Source organism: Plantibacter sp. MPB07 (assembly GCF_046619465.1).
In the GTDB taxonomy this organism is placed as follows: Bacteria; Actinomycetota; Actinomycetes; order Actinomycetales; family Microbacteriaceae; genus Plantibacter; species Plantibacter auratus.
On record NZ_CP177043.1, the window covers coordinates 1313972 to 1337183 of the forward strand.

22 protein-coding genes are annotated in these 23212 nt (G+C 70.4%); 8 read left to right on the top strand and 14 right to left on the bottom strand.

Going from position 1 to position 23212, the window contains the following annotated elements; genetic code table 11:
- Positions 1 to 6: 6 nt before the first annotated feature.
- The 3 genes from ACLIME_RS06175 to ACLIME_RS06185 all read right to left on the bottom strand — a co-directional run bounded on the left by ACLIME_RS06175 (position 7) and on the right by ACLIME_RS06185 (position 3777).
- Positions 7 to 2190 carry a RecQ family ATP-dependent DNA helicase gene (locus tag ACLIME_RS06175; protein ID WP_411558424.1) on the bottom strand — a complete coding sequence of 728 codons (2184 nt, stop codon included), beginning with the start codon at positions 2188 to 2190 and terminating at the stop codon, positions 7 to 9.
- Between the two features lie 91 nt (positions 2191 to 2281).
- Positions 2282 to 2764, bottom strand: a complete 483-nt coding sequence (locus ACLIME_RS06180; RefSeq protein WP_411558425.1) for a VOC family protein — start codon at positions 2762 to 2764, stop codon at positions 2282 to 2284.
- Between the two features lie 32 nt (positions 2765 to 2796).
- Entirely contained in the window at positions 2797 to 3777 is a 981-nt protein-coding gene (locus ACLIME_RS06185) for a Ku protein (protein ID WP_191941146.1), read from the bottom strand.
- Between the two features lie 111 nt (positions 3778 to 3888).
- Between ACLIME_RS06185 and ACLIME_RS06190 the strand changes: the two genes are divergently transcribed.
- A complete protein-coding gene (locus tag ACLIME_RS06190) occupies positions 3889 to 6330 on the top strand; it encodes an ATP-dependent DNA ligase (RefSeq protein WP_411558426.1) in 2442 nt (813 codons plus the stop codon).
- 27 nt (positions 6331 to 6357) lie between these two features.
- On the opposite strand, the gene ACLIME_RS06195 is transcribed toward ACLIME_RS06190, so the two are convergent.
- Complete coding sequence (locus ACLIME_RS06195) at positions 6358 to 7092, bottom strand: response regulator transcription factor (protein WP_079706041.1); 735 nt, start codon at positions 7090 to 7092, stop codon at positions 6358 to 6360.
- 104 nt (positions 7093 to 7196) lie between these two features.
- On the opposite strand from ACLIME_RS06195, the gene ACLIME_RS06200 reads away from it, so the two are divergent.
- Positions 7197 to 8411, top strand: a complete 1215-nt coding sequence (locus ACLIME_RS06200; protein ID WP_411558427.1) for a sensor histidine kinase — start codon at positions 7197 to 7199, stop codon at positions 8409 to 8411.
- Between the two features lie 6 nt (positions 8412 to 8417).
- Here ACLIME_RS06200 and ACLIME_RS06205 read toward each other — a convergent pair whose 3' ends face one another.
- Entirely contained in the window at positions 8418 to 9467 is a 1050-nt protein-coding gene (locus ACLIME_RS06205) for an LLM class flavin-dependent oxidoreductase (RefSeq protein ID WP_194600463.1), read from the bottom strand.
- 197 nt (positions 9468 to 9664) lie between these two features.
- Here ACLIME_RS06205 and ACLIME_RS06210 point away from each other — a divergent pair, with 197 nt between their 5' ends.
- On the top strand, positions 9665 to 10126 hold the full coding sequence (locus ACLIME_RS06210; protein WP_079706044.1) for a DUF3817 domain-containing protein: 462 nt from the start codon (positions 9665 to 9667) through the stop codon (positions 10124 to 10126).
- 41 nt (positions 10127 to 10167) lie between these two features.
- Here the strand turns inward: ACLIME_RS06210 and ACLIME_RS06215 are convergent, their stop codons facing one another.
- Positions 10168 to 10941: an alpha/beta hydrolase gene (locus ACLIME_RS06215; RefSeq protein ID WP_411558428.1), complete on the bottom strand. Its 774-nt coding sequence runs from the start codon at positions 10939 to 10941 to the stop codon at positions 10168 to 10170.
- Positions 10942 to 11101: 160 nt separating this feature from the next.
- Between ACLIME_RS06215 and ACLIME_RS06220 the strand changes: the two genes are divergently transcribed.
- A complete protein-coding gene (locus ACLIME_RS06220) occupies positions 11102 to 12100 on the top strand; it encodes an NAD(+)/NADH kinase (RefSeq protein ID WP_236555474.1) in 999 nt (332 codons plus the stop codon).
- Positions 12101 to 12143: 43 nt separating this feature from the next.
- Here the strand turns inward: ACLIME_RS06220 and ACLIME_RS06225 are convergent, their stop codons facing one another.
- Complete coding sequence (locus ACLIME_RS06225) at positions 12144 to 12983, bottom strand: siderophore-interacting protein (RefSeq protein WP_124769423.1); 840 nt, start codon at positions 12981 to 12983, stop codon at positions 12144 to 12146.
- Between the two features lie 67 nt (positions 12984 to 13050).
- On the opposite strand from ACLIME_RS06225, the gene ACLIME_RS06230 reads away from it, so the two are divergent.
- Positions 13051 to 13449: a hypothetical protein gene (locus ACLIME_RS06230; RefSeq protein WP_274500006.1), complete on the top strand. Its 399-nt coding sequence runs from the start codon at positions 13051 to 13053 to the stop codon at positions 13447 to 13449.
- Between the two features lie 67 nt (positions 13450 to 13516).
- On the opposite strand, the gene ACLIME_RS06235 is transcribed toward ACLIME_RS06230, so the two are convergent.
- From ACLIME_RS06235 to ACLIME_RS06250, 4 genes are all read right to left on the bottom strand, one after another.
- On the bottom strand, positions 13517 to 14032 hold the full coding sequence (locus ACLIME_RS06235) for a CarD family transcriptional regulator (RefSeq protein WP_064296128.1): 516 nt from the start codon (positions 14030 to 14032) through the stop codon (positions 13517 to 13519).
- Positions 14033 to 14097: 65 nt separating this feature from the next.
- Complete coding sequence (locus tag ACLIME_RS06240) at positions 14098 to 14823, bottom strand: TetR/AcrR family transcriptional regulator (protein ID WP_124769425.1); 726 nt, start codon at positions 14821 to 14823, stop codon at positions 14098 to 14100.
- Positions 14824 to 15104: 281 nt separating this feature from the next.
- On the bottom strand, positions 15105 to 16376 hold the full coding sequence (locus ACLIME_RS06245; RefSeq protein ID WP_411558429.1) for a DUF222 domain-containing protein: 1272 nt from the start codon (positions 16374 to 16376) through the stop codon (positions 15105 to 15107).
- 316 nt (positions 16377 to 16692) lie between these two features.
- A complete protein-coding gene (locus ACLIME_RS06250; protein WP_411558430.1) occupies positions 16693 to 17115 on the bottom strand; it encodes a VOC family protein in 423 nt (140 codons plus the stop codon).
- Positions 17116 to 17254: 139 nt separating this feature from the next.
- Between ACLIME_RS06250 and ACLIME_RS06255 the strand changes: the two genes are divergently transcribed.
- On the top strand, positions 17255 to 18487 hold the full coding sequence (locus ACLIME_RS06255) for a glycosyltransferase (RefSeq protein ID WP_191941154.1): 1233 nt from the start codon (positions 17255 to 17257) through the stop codon (positions 18485 to 18487).
- A complete protein-coding gene (locus ACLIME_RS06260; RefSeq protein WP_124769429.1) occupies positions 18484 to 19251 on the top strand; it encodes a PIG-L deacetylase family protein in 768 nt (255 codons plus the stop codon). Before ACLIME_RS06255 ends, ACLIME_RS06260 begins: the two co-directional genes overlap by 4 nt.
- On the opposite strand, the gene ACLIME_RS06265 is transcribed toward ACLIME_RS06260, so the two are convergent.
- Together ACLIME_RS06265 and ACLIME_RS06270 are read right to left on the bottom strand one after the other, a co-directional pair.
- The gene (locus tag ACLIME_RS06265; RefSeq protein ID WP_079706054.1) at positions 19248 to 20471 is read right to left on the bottom strand and encodes an MFS transporter; all 1224 of its coding nucleotides are present in this window, start codon (positions 20469 to 20471) and stop codon (positions 19248 to 19250) included. The two genes, ACLIME_RS06260 and ACLIME_RS06265, sit on opposite strands and share 4 nt — an antisense overlap.
- 21 nt (positions 20472 to 20492) lie before the next feature.
- Positions 20493 to 21536 (bottom strand): NAD(P)-dependent alcohol dehydrogenase, encoded by a 1044-nt coding sequence (locus ACLIME_RS06270; RefSeq protein ID WP_064296121.1) that lies wholly within the window; start codon positions 21534 to 21536, stop codon positions 20493 to 20495.
- A 261-nt stretch (positions 21537 to 21797) separates the two neighbouring features.
- On the opposite strand from ACLIME_RS06270, the gene ACLIME_RS06275 reads away from it, so the two are divergent.
- Positions 21798 to 22118 carry a hypothetical protein gene (locus tag ACLIME_RS06275; protein ID WP_064295440.1) on the top strand — a complete coding sequence of 107 codons (321 nt, stop codon included), beginning with the start codon at positions 21798 to 21800 and terminating at the stop codon, positions 22116 to 22118.
- Positions 22119 to 22182: 64 nt separating this feature from the next.
- On the opposite strand, the gene ligD is transcribed toward ACLIME_RS06275, so the two are convergent.
- Positions 22183 to 23208: a non-homologous end-joining DNA ligase gene (gene ligD / locus ACLIME_RS06280; protein WP_411558431.1), complete on the bottom strand. Its 1026-nt coding sequence runs from the start codon at positions 23206 to 23208 to the stop codon at positions 22183 to 22185.
- Between the last annotated feature and the right edge of the window lie 4 nt (positions 23209 to 23212).

Genomic DNA, 23212 nt, shown 5'->3' on the forward strand with positions numbered 1-23212 from the left:
GGGCGATCAGCCCACGATCCCGAGCGCGAACGGGAGGACCGGGCCGGATCCGGCGCGGCGGAGCGCGCGACCGGCGACGGTGAGCGTCCACCGACTGTCGGCCCGGTCGTCGACGAGCAGGACCGGCGCGCCCTCGAGCGCTGCGAGCTGCGCCCGGAGTTCGGATCCGACGGTGAAGGCGTCCCAGACGCCCGCCAGACGGTAGGCGCTGTTGCCGCCGGGACCACCGCGCGGGCCGTCGCCGACGAGGTCGAGCTCCCCGAGGTACGGCAGTCGCCCGAGCGACGCGATGCCCCTCGCCACCGAGTCGACGAGCTGCGGACGCGACCGTGACGGCACACTGACCACGGCGGCCGGCCGTTGCGTCCACGGCCAATCCGCCAGGACGCGGACACTCGCGTCGATGACCGCGCGGGAGGCGGGAGCGTCGGGTGCACCCGCGGCGAAGAGCTCACGCAGCACACCACCCCAGCCGAGGTCGGTGAGCCGAGCGAGCGCACGCCCGGCCTCGAGGCGGTCGTCGAGCGCAATGCGTCCCTTCACCGCTGCGCCGTCGGCGGTGACGCCGAGGCGGTCGGCTCCCGTGGGCCACTGCGCCCGCGGTTCGAGCTCCACGCCGACCCGACCGAGCGCTTCCGACGCGGAGGCGGCCGCCGCACTGTCGAGTTCGGTGGGGAACCACGGCCCGGCGCAGCGGTCGCACCGGCCACAGGGCACCGCGCTCGCGTCGTCGAGCTCACGTTGCAGCACGAGCATCCTGCACTCGTCGCCCCGCTCGTAAGCCAGCATCGCCTGTTGCTCCGCAACCCTGGCCTCAGCGATCCGCCGGTACCGCTCCCGGTCGTAGACCCACGGCTGCCCGGTCGACACCCATCCCCCGGCCACCCGCTGCACCGCGCCGTCGACGTCGAGCACCTTGAGGAGGAGTTCGAGGGGTGTGCGACGCAGGTTGACGAGCGCCTCGAGCGCGGGCGTGGACCGCGGCTGACTGTCGAGTGCGTCGAGCACCGCGGTGGCCCGCGCTTCGTCCGGCATCGACGCGGTCGCGAAGTACTGCCAGATCTCCTCGTCCTCCGCCCCGGGCAGGAGCAGGACGTCGGCATGCTCGGTGGCGCGGCCGGCGCGACCGACCTGCTGGTAGTACGCGACCGGCGAGGACGGAGCGCCGAGATGCACGACGAACCCGAGGTCCGGTTTATCGAACCCCATGCCGAGCGCGCTCGTCGCGACCAGCGCCTTCAAGCGGTTCTCCTTGAGGAGCCGCTCCGACTCCTCGCGTTCATCGGGATCGGTCCGGCCCGTGTAGGCCCGGACCTCGTGACCGGCCTCGCGCAGCAGCCGCGCGGTGTCCTCCGCGGCGGACACCGTGAGCGTGTAGATGATGCCGGACCCGGTGAGCCCGCCGAGGTGGCTGAGCAGCCAGGTGAGGCGGTCCCGGGACTCCGGCAGCCGGAGCACGCCGAGCCGGAGGGACGCCCTCGCGAGCGAGCCGCGGATGGTGAGCACCTCGGCTCCGTGGGAGCCTGCGGCGCCGGGTGCGGTGAGCTGCTCGGCGATGTCGCGGACGACGCGTGCGTTGGCCGTCGCGGTGGTCGCCAGAACCGGGACCTCGGCCGGGAGGCGTCCGATCAGTTCGGCGAGCCGCCGGTAATCGGGTCGGAAGTCGTGTCCCCAGTCGGAGATGCAGTGCGCCTCGTCCACCACCAGCATGCCCGTGCGGGCCACGAGGGTCGGGAGCTGTTCATCGCGGAAGCGTGGATTGTTGAGCCGCTCGGGTGACACGAGCAGGACGTCGACCTCGTCGGCCTCCAGGCGCGCCCGGACGTCGTCCCATTCGTGTGCGTTCGCCGAGTTGATCGCCACAGCGCGCACGCCGGCGCGCTCGGCGGCCGCCACCTGGTCGCGCATGAGCGCGAGCAACGGCGAGACCAGCAGCGTCGGCCCGGCGCCCCGTCGGCGCAGGAGGGCGGTCGCGATGAAGTAGACGGCGGACTTGCCCCAACCGGTGCGCTGGACGACGAGCGCACGACGTTGTTCGTCGACGAGCGCGAGGATCGCTTCGAGTTGACCGTCGTGGAACGTGGCCCCCGGAACGCCCGTGAGTGCGGCGAGCGCCGCCGTCGCCTCGGCGACCGATCCGGTGGGGGTCGGTTCGGAGTGGGCGGGGGTGGGCGCGCTGGGGTGGGACATGCGGCAAGTCTGTCAGGAGCTGCTGACGGTGGACTGCGTCGGCGTCTCGGAGGGGCGGTGTCCCGTCGATTGGTCGGTTGTGGAGGAGCCGCTATCGACCGTCCGCTGCGGCGATGAGTTCGGCGATGACGAACTTGGTCTGCCCCATCATGCATTGCATGGCCCGTGCCGCGCGTTCCCGGTCGGGGTCGTTCTGCAGTTCGGCGAGGATGGCTGGCACGATCTGCCAGGACAGTCCCCAGCGGTCCTTGAGCCACCCGCATTGGCTCGGGGCGCCGCCGTCGGCGATGAGGGCGTCCCAGAGCCGGTCGATCTCGTCCTGGGTGTCGGCTCTGACGGAGAAGGAGAACGCCTCGGTGAAGGAGAAGATGGGCCCGGCGTTCATCGCGCTGACGGGGAGTCCTTCGAGCTCGAACTCGACGACCATCGCCTGGCCGGCCGGCATGGGTCCGCCCTCCGGGTAGCGGCTCACCGAGGTGATCCGGGAGTCGGGGAACAGTGACACGTAGAAGGTCGCCGCCTCCTCGGCTTGCGAGTCGTACCAGAGGAACGGGGTGACGCGGTGCTCCATCATGTCGTGCTCCCTCTCAGCCCGGGCGTCGTCGCTCAGGCGCTCTTCTTGCGTTTCGTCGCGGTCGACGGTTTCGACGCCGCGGTCTTGGCGGTAGCGGTCTTCGCGCCACTCGTCTTGGCGGTACCCGTCTTCGCGGTACCGGTCTTCGCCGAGCTGCTCGTCGCGGCCGGCTTGGCGGTGCCGGACCGTTTCGCTCCACTCGCCGTCTTCGCGCCGGTCGTGCCACGTTGCCGTTCGATGCTGCGTTGCAGCACCTCCATGAGGTCGATCGGCTCGGCGCCCGTGTCGTCGTCGGGTTCGGGCTGCTCGCCGAAGGTGGCGGCGGTGTCGAGTGCGTCGCCCTGCTCGAGTTTCGCGTCGATGAGCTTCCGGAGCTGTGCCTGGTATTCGTCGACGAACGCGTCCGGGCGGAAGCGGGACGAGAAGGACTCGACGAGCGCCTCCGACATCTCGAGTTCCTTGGCGGAGATGCGGACGCGTTCCTCGAGGGCCGGGAACCGCACCTCCCGGACCTCGTCCTCCCAGAGCAGTGTCTGCAGGAGGATGACGTCCTCGCGCACCCGGAGGGCACCGAGACGCGTCTTCTGGCGGAGGGCGAACCGCACGATGGCCGTGCGGTCGGTCTCCTCGAGCGTCCGCCGGAGGAGGACGTAGGCCTTCGACGAGGAGGAGTCCGGTTCGAGGAAGTAGCTGCGGTCGAACATGATCGGGTCGAGGTCGTCGCTCGGCACGAACTCGACGACCTCGATCTCGCGGCTGCGTTCCTCGGGGAGTGACGCCAGGTCGTCGGCGGTGAGGACCACCGTCTGCTCGCCGTCCTGGTAGGCCTTGTCGATGTGGTCGTAGCTGACGACCTTCCCGCAGACCTCGCACTTGCGCTGGTACCGGATGCGTCCGCCGTCGGCGTCGTGGACCTGGTGCAACGACAGATCGTGGTCCTCCGTGGCGCTGTACACCTTCACCGGGACGTTCACCAGACCGAAGGTGACCGCACCCTTCCAGATCGCGCGCATGACCGCTCCCGTCCGCGGGCGGATCCGCCCGCGCTGTCGTGGTGACCAGTAGACACCCGGAACATCGTCAAGGGCTAGCCCTTGACGCCCCTGGGCGGCAGGCTGATCGCCATGGCGAGGACGAGCGGTGGCGGGCAGACGCAGTGGGTCGACGTCGACGGACGCCGGATCCAACTCACCCATCTCGACAAGGTGCTGTACCCCGAGACCGGCACGACGAAGGCCGAGGTCCTCGCCTACTACGCCGCGGTCGCCGAACACCTGCTCCCGCACCTCGCCGATCGGCCGGTGACTCGGAAACGCTGGGTGCACGGCGTCGGCACGGCTGCGTCGCTGGAGTCGGGGTTCTTCCAGAAGGACCTGGGCGCCTCGGCTCCCGACTGGGTCCAACGGCTCCCCATCGAGCACAGCGATCACACGAACGAGTACCCGATCGTCGACGATCTCGCGACACTCACGTGGCTGGCGCAGCTGGGTGCGCTCGAGCTGCACGTGCCGCAGTGGCGGTTCGACCGATCCGGCGAGCGCCGACCGCCCGACCGTCTCGTCCTCGACCTCGATCCGGGTGAGGGGGTGTCCCTCGCCGAGTGCGCGGGGGTCGCGGGCCTGGCGCGGGCGGTGTTGGTGGACATGGGGTTGGATCCGGTTCCGCTCACGAGTGGGAGCAAGGGGATCCATTTGTACGCGGCGCTGGACGGTCGGCAGAGTTCCGCGGAGGTGTCGCTCGTGGCGCATGAGCTCGCGCGGGCGCTGGCCGCGGACGAGCCGGGCCTCGTGGTGAGCGAGATGTCGAAACAGCGACGCACGGGGAGGGTCTTCGTCGACTGGAGTCAGAACAACGGGTCGAAGACGACGATCGCGCCGTTCTCGTTGCGGGGTCGGTCACGGCCGACGGTGGCGGCTCCCCGCCGGTGGGAGGAGCTCGACGATCCTGGGCTGGCGCAGCTGGAGTTCCCTGCGGTGCTCGAGCGGCTGGCGGACGGTGAGGACCCGTTGCGGGTGCTCGGCGACCCGCGTCCGTCGATCACGATCCGCCCGTCGGAACACGAGGACCGGCTCGTGGAGTACCGGCGGAAGCGGGACGCGGCGCGGACGCCCGAGCCCGTCCCGGAAGGACCGCCGGCGCCTCCCGCTGCCGGGACGCCGCCCTCGTTCGTGATCCAGCGACACGAGGCCCGGAAACTCCACCATGACTTCCGACTCGAGCACGACGGCGTGCTGGTGTCCTGGGCCCTGCCGAAGGGGGTGCCGACGGATCCGAGCAGCAACCATCTGGCGGTGCGCACGGAGGACCACCCCATCGAGTACGGCAGTTTCGAGGGCACGATCCCTGCTGGTGAGTACGGGGCCGGTGAGGTGACCATCTGGGACGCGGGCACCTACGAGCTGGAGAAGTGGCGCGACGACGAGATCATCGGGACCCTGCACGGCCGGGCGGGAGGTGCGCTCGGCGGGCCGATGCGGTTCGCGCTCATCCGGACCGCGGGCGGGACGGGACGGGAGGCGCCGTCGTGGCTCATCCACCGGATGCGCGCCCCGGGTGACCCGCCGGCTCCGCCGGTCGCACGGCCTCGTGGGATCCCCACCCCCATGCTCGCGAGTGTCGCGGCACCCGGCGAGCTGGTCGACGACGGATCCTGGGCGTTCGAGATGAAGTGGGACGGCATCCGTGCGATCGCGAGCGTCGACGGCTCGACGGGGCGGGTGCGGTTGTCGAGCCGGAACGGCAAGGACCTCACGGCGGCGTACCCGGAGGTGGTCGAGGAACTCGCGGCGTCGCTCGCCGGCCGTGCGGTCGTCCTCGACGGCGAGATCGTGGCGTCGGGTCCTGACGGCCGTCCCGACTTCTCGCTGCTGCAGCGTCGGATGCAGCTCACCGCGGAGCGCGACGTCGAACGGGAGCGCCGTCGGACGCCGGTCCGGCTGCTGCTGTTCGACCTGCTCGCGCTGGACGACACGGATCGGACGGAGCTGCCCTACCGGGAGCGTCGCGAACTGCTCGAGCGGACGATCGGATCCGGGACCGTCGTCCAGGTGCCACCAACGATCGACGGCTCGCTCGACGATGCGCTCGAGGTGAGTCGGGGGTTGCGGTTGGAGGGGGTGATGGCGAAGGAGCTCGACGGACGCTACCGCCCGGGTCGGCGCAGCAGCACCTGGGTCAAGTTCAAGCACGAACGCATGGAGGAGGTCGTCGTGGCCGGCTGGCGTCCCGGTCGGGGCGGGCGCTCGGGTGGGATCGGGTCGCTCCTACTCGGGGTGCCGGGCTCGGACGGGTTGCTGCACTACGCGGGACGGGTCGGAAGCGGCTTCAGCGATCGGGAGTTGGCGGCGACCGCGCTCCGCTTCGAACGGCTGGGCCGGGCATCGACGGCCCTCGTGGGTGTCCCGCCGGCCGATGCGGCCGACGCCAACTGGGTGGAACCCGTCCTCATCGGGGAGGTCCGCTTCAGCGAGTGGACACCGGACGGACGGTTCAGGCATCCGGTCTGGCGTGGGTGGCGCCCCGATCGGACGGTGGACGACCTCGAAGCGCCGGACCGCGGACGCTGAGCCCGCGCATCGACCGCGGACGTCCCGTCAGGACAAGCGGCCGGATTCGGCGAGGAGGGCGAGGACGGCCGAGACCCGTGGGTTGCTCGAGGTGTCGTGCTCGATCCCGAGTGCGGCGTAGATCGCCGTGAGGTGGTTCTGGACGGACTTCTCCGCGATCCCGAGCCTGGTCGCGATCCCCGTGTTCGAACGACCGGTCGCGAGCAGCTGCAGGACGGCGTACTGCCGGTCGGTGAGCGACTCGAGACTCGATCCCGCTCTGGGCCGGGTCCGGTCGATGAGTTCGGGATCGAGCATCGTCTCGCCACGTGCGGAGACCCGGATGGCCTCGAGGAGGATCTCGCGCGTGAGCGACGAGGTCTTCGACAGGTAGCTCCACCCGTCGCGGACGTCCGCCGGCATCTCGAGCAGCATGTCCATGAGGTCGTAGGCGGACAGCAGGACGACACCGAGGCCGGGTTGCGCACGGCGGAGGGAGACGCCGAGGCTCACCCCGTTGCCGTCGGGCAGCTCGATGTCCATGGTCAGCACGTCCACCGTTCCCGGGAGGAAGAGCCTGCGGGCCTCGGCGACCGTACCGGCACGCCCGACGAACTCCACGCCTGGCGCCCCGTCGAGCAGCTCGGCGAGCATGCCGCCGAGCAGCGGCTGATCCTCGATCACCCCGACACGCAGCGGCCTGGTGGTCGCGGCGTCCGTCGTCGCGTCACCGACCGTGGACAGCGCGGCGGGCGAAGGGTCGGAGTGCGACTGGTGGTGCATGTTCCGAGTATCCCGGATCGACCGGGGAACGACCGAGGGGGAAGCTCCCGACCGACCGCACGTCGATGTCGGCGGTGGCGCGCACGGCAGGTCAGAATGGACCCATGACCCAGGAGGCCCGGACCGCTCGCGCTGAGCGCTGGAGCGACAGCCGGGCGTTCATCACGGCCAGTGGCGCCATGGCAGCGGTCTTCGGACTCGCCGTGTCGTTCCAGAGCGTCTACATCTACACCTGGGTCGCCCCGGGCGGGACGCGTGGCATGCTCGCCGAACGGGTCACCGCGAACCTCGTCTCGCTGAGCGCGGCGATCCTCGTGCTCGCACTCCTGCTGTGGTCGAGGTGGGGTCCGTCGCTGCACGAGTGGTGGCGCCCGAAAGTGCTCGCGGGTGTCCTCCTCGTGGCGATGCTGACGGGGCTGCTGCGCAGCGGACTCCAGCTCCTGCTGGGCGTGTACCGCGACCCGAGCCTGCAGACGGTCCTCGTCGAAGCCGGGACGACGACGCTCGCCCTGGCGGTCTGCGCGACGTTCGGGTTCAGCCTCAGTGCCGCCCGGCGACGCGCCCGCGAGGAGGAGCGTGCGCACGCCGATCAGCGACACCGGGCCGACCTCGCCCTCCAGTCCCTGCAGGGTGAGGAGCTGCGGGTGAAGCGGGAGGTCGCGGAAGGCCTGCACGGCACCCTGCAGCAGCACCTCGTCCTCATCAGCGCCCAGCTCGCATCCGTCACCACGGCCCTCGAGCAGGGCGGCGCGGACGTCGGGTCGGATGCGGCCAGGACCCTGCGGTCGCTCGGCGAGGAACTCCGCACCGTGCGCGAGCGCGACGTGCGCGAACTCAGCCGGCTCCTGTCACCGCCGCTGCTCGAGGTCGGGATCGCACCGAGCATCCGCGCGATCCTGCAACGGCTCCCCCCGTCGATCACCACCAGTCTCGACGTCTCTCCGGAATTCCGGCTCCTCGACGACCCGATCGACAACGTCTTCACGACCGCGGAGCGCGCGGTCGTCGTCCGCACGCTCGAGGAGGCCGTGACGAACGCACTGACCCACGGGGCGGCCGACCGACTCGTCGTGGACCTCCGGGTCTCGTCGCCCGCCACCGAGCGGCGAGGGACGATGGCGAGCACCGTCGAACTGCGCGTCGTCGACAACGGCTCCGGTCTCCGCGAGGACGCCGAACCGTCCGGCGGCCTGCTGCAACTGGATCGACGGGCCGACGCGTTCGGCGGGTCCCTCAGGGTCGGCCCGGCAGCCGACGACGAGACCGGCGGCACCGTCCTGACCCTGACGATGCCCTACCGTGCGCCGGCCATGCGCTGAGCCGGATCAGGCGGTCGAGGTCTCGGTCAGCAGTTCACGGACGCGAGGGACGACCGCGGAGCCGTACAGACCGATGCTGTCCATGAGGTGCTCGTGCGACAGCGAACCGTTGCTGATCTTCAGATCCACGCGGGACAGCCCCAAGCCGTCGACCGCGGTCGCGACCTTCCGTGCGACCGTCTCGGGCGAACCGACGAACAGCGCACCCTCCGGGCCGGCCTCCTGCTCGAAGTGCCCGCGCGTCATCGGGCTCCAGCCCCGCTCGCGGCCGATCCGGTCCATCATCGCCCGGTAGTGCGGCCAGAGCTGCTCCTGCGCGAGCTCATCGGTCTCGGCGATGTGGGCAGGCGAGTGCATGCCGACGGGCTGGGTCGGCAGCTGGAACTGCGCGAGTGCGCGGTGGTAGAGGTCGACGAAGGGGGCGAACCGCAGCGGCCCACCGCCGATCACGGCCAGCATCATCGGCAGGCCGTATCGAGCGGTCCGCACGACCGACTCGGGGCTTCCGCCGACACCGACCCACGTCTTCAGCTTCCCGTGCTCCACCCGGGGGTAGACCGACTGCTCCCGGAGCGGCGCGCGCGTCTTGCCCGACCAGGTGACCGGTTCCTGCTCGAGGAGGGCGACGAACAGCTCGAGCTTCTCCTCGAAGAGCTCCTCGTACTGCGACAGCTCGTACCCGAAGAGCGGGAACGACTCGGTGAAGGATCCGCGGCCCAGGATGGCCTCGGCCCGCCCTCCGGAGATGCCGTCGAGCGTCGCGAACCGCTGGTAGACCCGCACCGGGTCGTCGGAGCTCAGCACCGTGACCGCGGATCCGAGATGGATGCGCTCGGTGCGGGCCGCGATCGCCGCCAGCACGACCTCGGGAGACGAGACCGCGAAGTCCTCGCGGTGGTGCTCCCCCACCCCGATGAAGTCGAGGCCGACCGCCTCGGCGTGGACGCCCTGCTCCACGACGTTGCGCAGGACCTGCGCCTGGGACAGTGGCGCGCCGTCGGCGTCGACCGTGACGTCACCGAAGGTGTCGATGCCGAACTCGAGGGGTGTGGTCATGGGGTTCTCCAACGTCGTGTGGCTCGCCGCGAGCTGTCACGGCGATTGTATGTGTTTGCATACATATCGGTGAACCCCGTCACTCCGACGGGTATTCCCGATCCACCCAGGGTGGCAGAACCGGACGCCGGCTGGGAGCGCCTTCTCAGCCGTCCCTGGCAAGCTGGAAGACCTGCACCCCGAGCCTTGGAGCCCCTGTGTCGCCGCGCCGCCTCTTCCGCCTGATCGCGATCGCCGAGGCGATCACCTGGACCCTGCTCATCATCGGGATGATCCTCAAGTACGTCACGAAGACGACCGACCTCGGCGTGAGCATCGGTGGCGCGCTGCACGGCTTCGTGTTCCTCGTGTACGGCGCGACGGTCCTGCTCATCGGGATCAACCAGCGCTGGCCCATCGGCACGATCCTCGTGGGCCTCGTGAGCGCCGTCGTCCCGTACGCGACCATCCCCTTCGACCTCTGGGCGGACCGCACCGGCCGACTCGACGGGGCGTGGCGCCGCGAGGCGGGCGCCGACCCGCGCGACCAGCGCGTGCTCGACCGCCTGACGCGCTGGCTCGTCCGACACCCGATCCTGCTCGTGGTCGTCGGCGGCCTCGTGGTCGTCGCCGTCTTCACGGCCCTGCTCGTCGTCGGGCCGCCGGTCCCGAAGGGCTGATCGTCAGGGTCCCTGCGGACCGCCGGGGCCAACCCCTACGCTCAGCCGAGCAGCTCGACCAGATCCCGCGTGATCTCGGAGCGGGCCTCATCGGTGGAGATCGTCGCCGTACCGTCGCCGGGCTGCACCCCGTAGTCACCGAAGCTCGCGTGGTTCGCCCCCTCGATCTCGATCATCGTCGCGTCAGCGGGCAACCGGACGCGCGCGTCGGCGACCTTCTCCGGGGTACTCAGTCCGTCGTCGCTCCCCGCGAGGCTCAGCACCTCGAGGGAGGAGCCGGAGAGGTCGTTCGCGCAGTAACTCCCGAACAGGACGAGACCCGTCACTGCGGGATCCTCCGCGAGCTGGCAGGCTCGCACCCCACCGAGTGAGTGGCCACCGACGAACCAGGTGTCGACGTCCGGGGCGGCGGCGGTGAACGTCTCCAGCGCCCGTTGGTCGAAGAACGCCAGGTTGAGCGTCGGCTTCGTGATGACCACGGTCACGCCGGCCTCCTCGACGACGCCGGACAGCTTGTACAGGTAGGCGTACGGGTCGACCTTCGCCCCGGGGATGAAGACGAGACCGGTACCGGAGGCAGGACGCTCGGCGTCCGCGGTCGGGGCGAGGACCACGGCGTCGCCGACGTCGGTGACGGAGACCGCGGGGTCCTCCCACACCGCGAGTGCGGCGGGACGGGTGCCCTGCATGACGATCTGGGTCCAGACGACGAACCCGAGGACGACGACGAGCACCGCACAGAGGATTCCGATGAGGATCGGCTTCAGCCGCCCCGCCCGCCGTAGTCGGCCAGGGTGCTCGGTCACATCGCTCATGTCGTTCCTCCACGCTCGGCGCCCCGTGAGGATCACGGCGGACCGGCTCCCTCCAGTATCCCAAACCCGGCCCGGCGCGCGTCGGTCGCGAGGCACGCTGCTGCCCGCTGGGCGCTCGGGTCCCGGTCGCGCTGTCAGGCGATCGGCCTATGCTCGACGGGTGACCACCACTCGCACGAAGCACCCCACCGGGCCGTCGATGACGATCGGCCTCATCACGCACCCGACGAAGAACATCGACGACTCCGTCCGCATCCTCCGCTCATGGCAGCTCGAACACGGCGCGCGCCTCGTCGGACTCCGCGCCGAGGCCAACCGGCTCGGCGACGACGTCGAACTGCTCGACGAGGACGCCTTCGCGTCGTCGGTCGACGTCGCCGTGGCGATGGGCGGCGACGGCACGATGCTCGGGGCGATGCGGCTGCTCGCCGGCCGGTCCGCACCGGTGCTCGGCGTCAACTACGGCAACGTCGGCTTCCTCGTGGAGGTCGAACCGGCCGCACTCGCGGAGGCGCTCCAACGGGTCAGCGACAACGAGTTCTCCCTCGAACCGCACCACGGCCTCGAGGTGACGATCACCACCGGCGAGCAGGTCGCCCATCTCCTCGCCTTCAACGACGTCTCCATCGCCCGGCGCCCGGGAACCGGCGTGGTCATGGCCGACCTCGCCGTGGACGGCACCGCCTACGGGTACTTCAAAGCCGATGCGATCGTGATCGCCACCCCGACCGGATCGACCGCCTACAACTACGCGGCCGGCGGACCGGTGCTCTCCCCCGCCGTCGCCGCCACCGTCGTGACGCCGGTCGCCCCGATGTCGGGCATCGACCGCTCCTTCATCCTCGGGCCGGCGGAGCGCCTGCAGTTCTCGATCGGGACGGCGACCAAGCAGGCCGCCGTCGAGATCGACGGCCAGGTCCTCGCCGATGTTGCAAGTGGCGCGGTCGTGACCGTCCGGCTCGTGCGCGACGCAGCCAACGTCGTCCGTCTCGACCCCAGCCGGCACTCGCGCAAGGGCCGGATGAAACTCAGCCTGCTCGACCTCCCGTTGCGGCGCGATCAGTTGCTCGACCTCGTTCCACCGGACATCCGCGCGCGCGTCGAGCGTCCGTCGCGGGTCCGCCGGACGCGGAGCAAGCCGGCCGACCCCTCGCACTGAGTCCCGCGCCCGCCCGCAGCGCGGCGCCGGGGCGGGGCGGGCGTCACGACGTCGGCAGGACGACCCCGATCGGTTCGCGCTTCTCCGCCTGGAAGCGGTCCTCCGTGCGTCCGTAGGCCCAGTACCCGGACAGAGAGAGCTGGGAGCGGTCGAGCCCTCGTTGGGTGAGGAACACCTCGCGCAACGCCTTCATCGACTCCCGCTCGCCATGGGCGAAGACCTGCACGCGTCCGTCGGGCCACGGGTGTCCGCTGATGGCGGTCGCGAGGAGCGCGGCCGTCGATTCGTCGCGGGCCGCACGGCCGACCCAGATCAGCTGCACCCCGGCCGGGTGGTCGAGGTCGACGAGGTCGTCCCGGCCACCGATCTCGAGGAACGCGAGCCCTTTCGCGTCCGCCGGGAGCGCCTCGAGGGCGGCGGCGATCGCGGGGATCGCCGACTCGTCGCCCGCGAAGAGGTGCCAGTCGGCGGTCGGGTCGGGCCGGTAGGCACCGCCGGGGCCGGCGAGCACGACGCGGTCTCCCGGCTGCGCGGCAGCGGCCCACGGGCCGGCGATCCCCTCATCGCCGTGCACCACGAAGTCGATGTCCATGGTGCCCGCCGCCTGGTCCACGCGTCGCACCGTGTAGGTGCGGGTGACCGGGAGGTCGGCGGGTGCCAGCGTCTCGCGGAGCGCCGCGAGGTCGTACGGCGGCTCGAGGCCGAGTTCGGGCTTGGCGAAGGAGATCTTCACGTAGCTGTCGGTGGCGTCCTTGGGCTGGAAGTCGGCGAAGCCGGGACCGCCGAGGGTGAGGCGCACGAGGTGCGGTGTGACCCAGGAACTGCGGACCACCTCGAGGATGATCTGTGGACGTGGGGCTCGAGGTCGCGGTGTCGTCGTCATGATTGTCTCCATTCTGCCGCCCATCGGACGGTCTCGGCATCCCCGGTCCCGCTGTCATACTTGAGGGATGGCTACGACCGCAGGCTGGTACCCGCACCCCGACGACCCGACGAAGGAACTCCACTTCGACGGCGAGACCTGGGGCGACTCGAGGGTGCTGCGGTTCCAGCGGGACAAGCCCTCGCAGGCCGAAGCCGCGGGCTGGTACCCGCACCCGACCGACGAGGAACGCCAGGTCCACTTCGACGGACGAGCGTGGACGGACACGCGGGTGTTGCAGCTCAGCGGCGGGGCGTCCGGTGACGGCGGGCAGGCTCCGGTCTACGTGTCGCCCGCCGAACTGCCGGCACCGGAACGCGAGAGCCGCGCCTGGACGATCACCAAGGCCGCCCTGTCGTTCGGGCCCATCGTCGCCATCGCGGTCGTCGGCGTGCTGGCGATCGTAAGCGGCAACACCGGGGGCTGAAGGCACCCTCCACAACGACGAAGAGCGCCCCGCCGAACCGGCGGGGCGCTCCTCGTGTACATGGGTCCTACTTGGCTGCGACGGCCTCGGGGGTCGCGATCGACGAGGCGAGCACCTCGTCGAGGCCCGCGGACGCCTCTTCGTCCGTCATCGACTGCGCGAGCGCGAGTTCGGAGACGAGCACCTGGCGCGCCTTCTGGAGCATGCGCTTCTCGCCGGCCGACACGCCGCTGTCCTGGTCGCGACGCCACAGGTCGCGGACGACCTCGCCGACGCGGTGGACGTTACCACTGGCCATCTTCTCCTGGTTGGCCTTGTACCGACGCGACCAGTTGCCGGGCTCCTCGACGAACGGCTCGCGGAGCACGCCGTAGACGGCCTGGACGCCGTCGTGGTCGATGACGTCGCGCACACCGACGAGGTCGGCGTTCGCGATCGGCAGCTTGATGGTGAGCTCGGACGTGTGCACGCGAAGCGTCATGACGTCCTGCTCGACACCCTTGATCGTCACCTTCGACAACTCGGTGATGGTGACCGCTCCGTGGTGCGGGTAGACCAGAGTCTCTCCAACGATGAACTGCATGGTTCCTCTTCTCTTCTCAGGTCGTCACCGGTACTCGCGCACCGGCGTCGTCGTGCTCCGGCGGTTCAGCGGCCGGATGGCTCAGGGGTCGGTGGTGGCGGTGACGCGCCGACGGGTCGTTCGTCGAGCAACCAGGCGGGCAGCAGGGCGACCAGGGCTTCGACCAGTTCGTCGTCCGAGACGTCGATGCGTCCGCGGCGCCAGCCGTCGACGAGGGAGAGCGTGCCACCGGCGACATAGGCGGAGACCAGGCCCGCCGGGATGCCGACCGGGACCTCGGTGCGCTCGAGCAGCGAGCCGATGAGGTGGTCGGCGTGCTCGCCGACGAGGTCGTCGAATGCGCTGCGGGCGACGGGGAGCTCGAGCACGCTCGAGTAGAGCGGTGCGTCTTCGAGGAGCTGGGCGACGAGGCGTCGGTAGGCTTCGCGGGCGCGCTCGGCGCTGCCCAGCGACTCCCCGGCGGGACGCACCGAGACACCGGACGCGGCAAGGCCGGCGAACTGCACCCGTAGGTAGGCCGCGGTGAGGTCGTCGAGGCTGGAGAAATGTGCGTAGAACGAGCTGCGGCTGATGCCGGCGACCCGGACGATGTCGCCGACGGACACCCGTTCCGGCCGACCGGCGAGGATGGTGGCGACGGCGTCGAAGATCGTCTGCCTGGTGCGCTCGGCACGTGGGTCGCCCGTCACTCGGAGGACGGGAGCGAAGCGCTCGACGCGCGACGGCGGAGCGGGACGTTCAGTGGTGGACTGCTCGACACCGAGGGCGGGAACTCCTGATGTGCGAGGCATTCCCACCAGTGTACCACGACTTCTCGGACAGCTGTCCGAGACAGGTGTCGGCTCGGGGACCGAGCGTGTCCAGCTGCCCCCTCCCGGTCGCCGAGGCAGCGCGACCCGAGTGCCCTTCGACAGGCTCAGGGACCGAAACGTTCCCGGAGAACCTCCCCCGGTCACTGAGCTTGTCGAAGTGCCCACGAGGACGCCTCATCGTCCCGGGCACACCGCGCCCGCTCACTGAGCTTGTCGAAGTGCTCAGGAGGAACCCTTCGATCTGAGTACGCCGCGGCAAGTCAGAACGGTGCGGGATCCGGTTCCGTCCGGTGGTGCTTCCCGTCGGGTGTCGTCCAGTCGAGCACGCCGCCGGGACCGTGGTCGAGGTTCCACCCGGGCAGATGCTTCATCCGGTGGTGATGCCGACAGAGACAGGCGAGGTTCCCGACATCTGTCGTCCCGCCGTCTTCCCAGGCGACCGAGTGATCGAGGTCGCAGGCCCGGGCTCGCCTGCCGCAGCCCGGTGCACGACAGGTGCCGTCCCGAAGCCGGACCGCGCGCTGCAGATCGGCCGGAACCCGGTACTGATTCCGCCCGACGGAAAGGACCGCACCCGTTTCCGGTTGGACGAGGATCCGGGTGAAGCTGGGCGCGTTCACCGCGATACGTGCTGCAGTCTCCGGGTCGATCGGACCGTACCCGTCGAGCGTGGCCGGGGCGTCACTGACACCGGCCATGCTCAGCGCCGGCACGGTGATCTGCACGGTCGGCTTGATGTGCTCCTGGACCTCGATCGGGTGCGGGAGCACCGGGCTCGACATCACGTCGTCCGGGGTCACTCCGGTGAGAGCGAGCGCCGCGAGGGCATCGGCCTGCAGCTGCGCGCAGGTGCGAGTGTCACCCGCAGCGCGCGACTCCGCTGCCGCTGCTTCGACGCGCTCGATGATGCCCTGCGCGATCGGCGCCGTGGTGAAGAGGTGCACCCAGGCCATACCGTCCGCTGCGGGCTCGAACTCCGCCCGACGGTCAGCCTCGGAGCGGGTTGCGCGTGTCGTGATGGATTCAGGGTGGAGGCGCTCGCGCAGGACGCGGGCGCTCGTGCGGAGGCCAGCGACAGTGGTGCGCTCGGCGACGACGAGAACCTGTTCGAGGAACACCGCCCGGCCAGCGGTCGGGACGTCGCAGAGTTGGTCGGTGATCACCTGGGCGTGCCGGGCGGAGATGCGACCGGCCTCGAGTGATTCGAGCACGGCTGGAGCGTCGTTGACGAGGCGTTCGGCGTCGTTCGTCGCACGCTGGATCGTCCGTTCCGGTATTCGGGTCGCCATCGCGAGGGCCGCACACGTCGACCGGCGGGAGAGGGCCTGACGTTCAGCCGGCGGGAAGATGGCCGGGACCGTGGCGTCCGCGAACGCGTCGGCATAGGCGGCGGAACGGGCAAGGAGGCGCGCCTTCCGCGCGTCGAGGACGGCCTGTTGCCGGTGGATCTCTGCCCACGCATCCGAGAACTCCGCCAGCTGCGCGGCGTATGTGTCGCCGACGCGGGTTGCGGTGAGGGTGGTCTCGGTCATGGAACAAGTCCACCATGGACCACTGACATTCCAGATGCCGAGTCGCGCCGATTGTGGAAGTTGCTCGGGCGCCCTTCGACAAGCTCAGGGACCGAAAGAGAGATACAGGCTTCGCGGGGTCTCTGGTGTGCCCTTCGACAGGCTCAGGGACCGGAGAGGGTTGCTCGGCGAACGGAGTGAATGCGAGTGCACCTCTCCCGGTCACTGAGCCTGTCGAAGTGGCTACGCGAGCCCTTCGACAAGCTCAGGGGCCGAGCGCCTTTCGGACAGACCGCTCCCCCCTCGCCTGGCGTGTCCAGGTGGAAGTGTTCCCCGGCTACGCGGCTGCCGGGGCGGCGATGTTGACCATCCAAGCGACGCCGAAGCGGTCCTGCAGCATACCGAAGGAGTCACCCCAGGGCGCCACCGTGAGTGGCTGCTGAACCGTCCCTCCGGCTGCAAGGCTGTCGAAGTAGCCGGTCAGTTGCGCTTCGTCCTCGTTCGGCCCGCTCAGCGACATCGAGAAGTTGCTGCCCTCGCGATAGTCCATGTGCTTCGGGGTGTCCGACGCCATGAAGACCACACCAGCATCACCCGTGAGCTGGGCGTGCATGACCAGATCCAGCTCGTCCGGTTCGACCTCGGCACCGAAGTCACGGAAGGTCGAGAGCAGCAGCTCGCCGCCGAAGACCCCCTGATAGAACTCCATCGCCTCGCGGGCTGTCCCGCGGAAGCCGAGGTACGGGTTGAGCGTCGTCATGATCGTCCCTTTCGCCTGGGCGGGCGCATCGTCGCGCTCGTCTCGCGATCATTCTCACGCTCCGACGTCGGATGCGCGAGCACGTTCCGGTGTCTCCGTCACGAGGGGCCGGGACGCCCACGGCTACTAGGCTCGTCTGGTGCCCTCGCAACCCCAGCCCCTCCGCATCGCGATGATCTCGCTCCACACCAGTCCCGGTGACGAGCCGGGTTCCGGTGATGCTGGCGGGATGAACGTCGTGGTCCGTCATCAGGCCGTCGCGATGGGCGCAGCGGGCCACGAGGTCGACGTCATCACCCGGCGGTCTTCGGCCGACCAGCCGTCCGCCGCCTCCCTCGCCCCCGGCGTGACCCTGCGCTTCCTCGACGCCGGTCCCGTCGAGCCGGTCGCGAAGGGTCGGCACGAGGAGTTCGTCGAGGACTTCCGCTCGGAACTCGCCCGACTGCCGCGATACGACGTCCTACACGCCCACCACTGGTTCTCCGGCATGGCCGCACTCCCCCTCGCGCGGGAACTGGGGATCCCGCACGTGCAGAGCTTCCACAGCATCGCCGCCGAGTCCACCACGCCGCTCTCGCACGGCGAGCGCGCCGAGTCCCCCGGGCGCCTGGCCGGCGAGGCACGGCTCGCCGCGGAGTCGGACGCAGTCGTCGCGATCAGCGCAGCCGAGGCCGACACCGCGATCACCCGGCTCGGAGCCCGCCCCGATCGGGTGTCGATCGTGCCACCCGGTGTCGACGGGACGCTGTTCCACCCGCTCGACGGTCCTCGTGCAGGTCGTCCGACCGCGGTGGTCGCCGGTCGCCTGCACCCGCTGAAGGGCTTCGACCTCGCCATCGAGACCATCGCCGCGGTCGCGCCCGAGCTCCGCCCCGAACTCGTCATCGCCGGGGACGTCTCGGTCGACTACGACCGCTACGCTGAGGAACTCGCCGCCCTCGCCCGCGACCTCGGCGTCGCCGACGACGTCCGATTCGTCGGGCCGCAGTCGCGCGTCGGGCTCGCCACGCTATTCCGCGAGAGCACGCTCGTGCTCGTCCCCTCCCATTCGGAGACGTACGGTCTCGTCGCACTGGAAGCCGCGGCGAGCGGAGTGCCCACCGTCGTGGCGGCCTCGGGCGGCTTGCGGGAGGCCGTCGTCGACGGTGAGACGGGCATCGTCATCGACTCCCGCGACCCGCAGGTCTGGGGCGCCGCGGTCTCGTCCATCCTCGGCGACCCGGAGCGGCTCGCGCAGCTCGGTTCGGCAGCGCGACGTCGGGCAGAGCGGTTCGACTGGCAGCGCTCGGGAGACGCCCTCGTCGACGTCTACCGGACCCTGCTCGACACCACTCCGGCCGCCGCCACCGCTCCGGCGACCTCCGTCTCGTGAACCGCGGACTCCTCCCGCTCGTCGACAGCGGGCGCACCGTCCTGTTCGCACACGCGCACCCCGACGACGAGACGCTCGCCTCGGGTGCGCTCATCGCCGAGCTCGTCGACAAGGGGGCTCGCGTCGTCCTCGTGACGGCCACGCGAGGCGAGCGCGGCGAGGTCGTCGACGGCCCGCTCCGGTCCCTCGCCGGCTCCGCTGCACTCGCGTCCCACCGCGAGTCGGAGCTCGCCGCCGCCTGCCGGACGCTCGGCGTGGCCGAGCAGTTCTGGTTGGGGACGGGTCCGGCGGCCCGGCCGGGGACGTCGACGCGGTACGTGGACTCTGGCATGCGGTGGGTGCGCGAGGGACTCGCCGGCCCCGCTGACGACGTCTCCCCCGGCGCGTTCTCACTCGCTCCGCTCGACTTCGTCGCCGACGACCTCGTCGCGCTCATCGGACACGTCTCGCCGGACCTGGTGATCAGCTACGACCACGGTGGCGGGTACGGGCACCCTGACCACCTCCGCATGCACGAGGCCGCGATCGTCGCGGCGCGGAGGAGCGGGGTGCCGTTCGCGGAACTCGTGCACCACCGCACCGACCTGGAACCGTTGGGCGACGACGCCGTGTGGTTCCCACTCGATCACCGCCTCCCGATCGTCGCCGCGGCACTCGCGGAACACGCCAGCCAGCTGACGGTCGACGGCGAGCAGCTCGTGCACTCCGGCGGTCAGCGCGAGGGCATCACCACCTCGGTGGGTCTGCGACTCCGGTCCCGCTAGGTGGTCGCCGGCTGGTTCCGGTGCTCCCGCGGCATGCGGGCCGCGAGCACGGGGACGAGCAGCATGAGCACGACCGCGGAACCGAAGGCCGCGGGGAACGAGAAGGCGTCGAGCAGTGCGCCGGCGACCAGCGGGCCGACGATGGCGCCGAGATCGGACGTCGCCTGGAAGACCGCGACGGCCCGGCCTCCCCGACCACCAGCGGCGTCTCCGACGGCCGCCGCCGGAGCGGTCCCGAGAAAGGCCGCCGCGACACCGTAGACGCACAGGGCGACGACCAGCAGCCAGAGCTCGCCGACGAACGGCATGGCGAGGAGCGCCCCCGCCGCGACCGGGAAGGCGACGAGCATCGCGGGTCGCCGTCCGACGGTGTCGACGAAGCGACCGGCGGGACCGAGCGCGAGCGTCTGCGCGACAGCGGCGATCGCGAAGGCGATCCCGGTCCAGGCGGCCTCCTCGTGGAGCGCCTCCACCACGAGGACCGGCACGAGTGCGCCACGGACGCCCATCGACGCCCATCCGTTCGCGAAGTTCGCGAGGAGCGCCGCCTGGTACCGGCGATCGGCGAGGACGGTGCGGAACGGCTCGGCCTGCGTGGCGGTCTCGACCGGCGCGGCGATCCGACTGCCGCGCAGCATCACGAGTCCGAGGACGCCGGCGACCGCGAGGGTCCCGGCGTAGAAGAAGAAGGGTGCCGTGAGCGAGATGGTCGCGAGCAGGCCACCGACGGCCGGTCCGGCCATGCCGCCGACGAGGAACCCGCCCTGGTAGAACCCGACCGCCCGCCCACGACGGTGCGGTGGGGTGGTGCGCAGCAGCAGCGTCATCGCGGCGACGGAGAACATCGCCGACCCGATCCCGCCGACCCCGCGGAGCAGGAGCAGCTGCGGATAGTCCGCCGCGAGCCCGACGAGCGCGCTCGACACCGCGACGATCCCGATGCCGGTGGCCAGCACCACCCGCTCGCCGATCCGATCGACGAGCGCACCCACGAACGGGTTCGCGATGAGCCGCATGAGCGCGAAGACCGAAACGACCGCCCCGACCTCGAGGTAGCCGACGCCGAAACTCCGCACGTACACGGGCAGGACCGGGATCACGACACCGAACCCGAGCATCACGAAGAACGCGACACCGCCGAGGACGAGGACCTCGCGGCCGAGGGGCTCACGAGGAACGGCTCCCGCTCCGCCTGGACGACGGAACGGGAGCCGGATCATGCTCTCAGGGTATCGGTGCGATCAGCCGATCGTCGCCGTGTCGATGACGAAGCGGTAGCGGACGTCGCTGCGGACCACGCGGTCGTAGGCGCCCTCGACCTCGTCGGCACCGATGAGCTCGATCTGCGAGCCGATGCCGTGCTCGGCGCAGAAGTCGAGCATCTCCTGCGTCTCGCGGATGCCGCCGATGTTCGAGCCGGCGAGCGAGCGGCGGCCACCGACGAGCGAGAACACCCGGAACTGCTGCGTGTTCTCGGGCAGTCCGACGAAGACCATCGAGCCGTTGAGCTTGAGCGTCGACAGGTAGGCGTCGATGTCGAGGTCGGCGGAGACCGTGTTGATGATGAGGTCGAAGCGTCCGCGGAGCGACTTCAGGGTGCCCTCTTCACCGGTCGCGTAGTAGTGGTCGGCCCCGAAGCGCTTGCCGTCCTCCTCCTTCGAGGTCGTCTGGCTGAGCACGGTCACCTCTGCGCCGAGGGCGTGGGCGATCTTGACGCCCATGTGACCGAGGCCACCCATCCCGACGATGGCGACCTGCTTGCCGGGACCGGCGCCCCAGTGCTTCAACGGCGAGTAGGTGGTGATGCCGGCGCACAGCAGGGGTGCCGCGACGTCGAGCTCGATGCCCTCGGGGATGCTCAGCACATAGTTCTCGTCGGCGACGATCTGCTTGCTGTAGCCGCCGTACGTGGGCTCGCCGTCGTACTCACGGCCGTTGTAGGTGGCGACGTTGCCCTTCAGGCAGAACTGCTCCTCGCCGGCGAGGCAGTTCTCGCACTCGCGGCAGGAGTCGACGAAGCAGCCGATGCCGACGCGGTCGCCGACCTGGTGCTTGGTGACCGCGTCGCCCACCTCGGTGACGATGCCGGCGATCTCGTGGCCGGGGACCATCGGGAAGATGGCCTTGCCCCATTCCTCGCGGGCCTGGTGGATGTCGCTGTGACAGATGCCGGCGTAGTGGACGTCGATGACGACGTCGTTGGCGCGCGGCGCACGGCGCTCGATGGTGCCGACCTCGAAAGGCGCGTCGGCGGTGGGCTTGATGATGGCGGCGACGGTGGTCATAGGACTCCTCGGGCTGGGGGTGTTGGGGGTGCCGTGGGGCGGGATGCACGCGCCGGACAGCACGTTCGACGCTAGCAGCCCACTCCACCGGACGAACCCCCAAGGGACGATCACCCGAGCTGTGCTACGAGCGGCGCGGAGGTGTGAATCCCTGCAGAGTTGCTTGGCAGTTCCCGCAGAGGATCGGCCTCAGGGTGGCATCCTGCCGCGAACCCGAGCAAGGTGGGGAACTCGTATTCGCGAACGGAACGGAGAACACACATGCTCACCCTGACCGAGAACGCCGGCCGAGTCGTCAAGACCCTCGCCGAGAACGCACCACTCACCCCGGGACTGGTCGTCCCGGACGACGCGTCGTCGCTCACGCACGGCGCCGGACTGCGCATCAGCAGCAGCTCCGACGACAACAACTTCGAAGTCACCATGACGGCGACACCGCACGAGGCCGACCAGGTCATCGAGAGCGCCGGAGCGACCGTCTTCCTCGAGGAGTCCGCAGCCGTCGCCCTGAGCGACGCGGTCCTCGACGCGCAGATCGACGAGCAGGGCGGCGTCCGCTTCGCCCTCGGCAAGGCCGAATAGCGCCCTGATTCAGCAGAACGCCCGGTGATCCACGATCACCGGGCGTTCGTGTGTCCGGGTGGGCTCAGTCCTCGGAGTGTCTGGCGCGACTCGGCTGCACCCGCGGCGGCTCGCCCGGCATCTTCGGGAAGTCGGGAGGGAACGGGAGCTCCCCCAGTCCTTGCTCGAGGTCCCGCTCCCACCACTGCAGGAGGACGTCGATGCGCCCGGCGGTGTCGTGCATGCCGGCCCACGGGTCTCCGGTCGTCCGGAGTCGCTCCGGGACGGTCCGCACGGTGAAGGCGCCCGGGTCGATCTCGGGGAGTTCGTCCCAGGTCACCGGACATGAGACGGTCGCCGAGGCCAGCGCACGGGGGCTGTAGGCGCCGGCCATCGTCCGGTCGCGGTTCGCCTGGTTGTAGTCGACGAAGATGCGTTCACCGCGCTCCTCCTTCCACCACGAGGTCGTGACGCGGTCGGGATCCCGTCGCTTCAGTTCCCGAGCCGCCGCGATCACGGCGTGCCTGACGTAGAGGAACTCGTGCTCCGGCACGATGGGCGCGAACACGTGGACACCTCGGTTGCCGGAGGTCTTCACGAACCCGGTCAGTCCGACCTCCGTCAGCAGCTCCCGCAGCGAGCCCGCAACGCGCACGGCGTCGGCGAAGTCGGTCCCCGGCTGCGGGTCGAGGTCGATCCGCAGTTCGTCGGGATGGTCGGTGTCCGACGCCCGTGACGGCCACGGATGGAACACGACCGTGTTCATCTGCGCGGCCCAGACGACCGCAGCGGCCTCGTCGAGGACGAGTTGCGGATGCCGCCGGCCACTCGGATACACGACGTCGACCGCCCGGACGTACTCGGGTGCTCCTTTCGGCGGGTTCTTCGAGAAGAACCATTCACCGTCCACACCGCCCGGGAACCGCTGGAGGGACACCGGGCGGTCGCCGTTGGCGGCGAGGAAGGCCGGCGCGACCTCGATGAGGTATTCCGCGAGCTCCCGCTTCGTGACACCGGACTCCTCCCAGAGCACGCGGTCGGGACTGGAGAGACGCACCTCGCGGTCGCCGTGCGGTCCGGGGACGGTGAGGACGATCGCGGTGCTGGCCATGTCG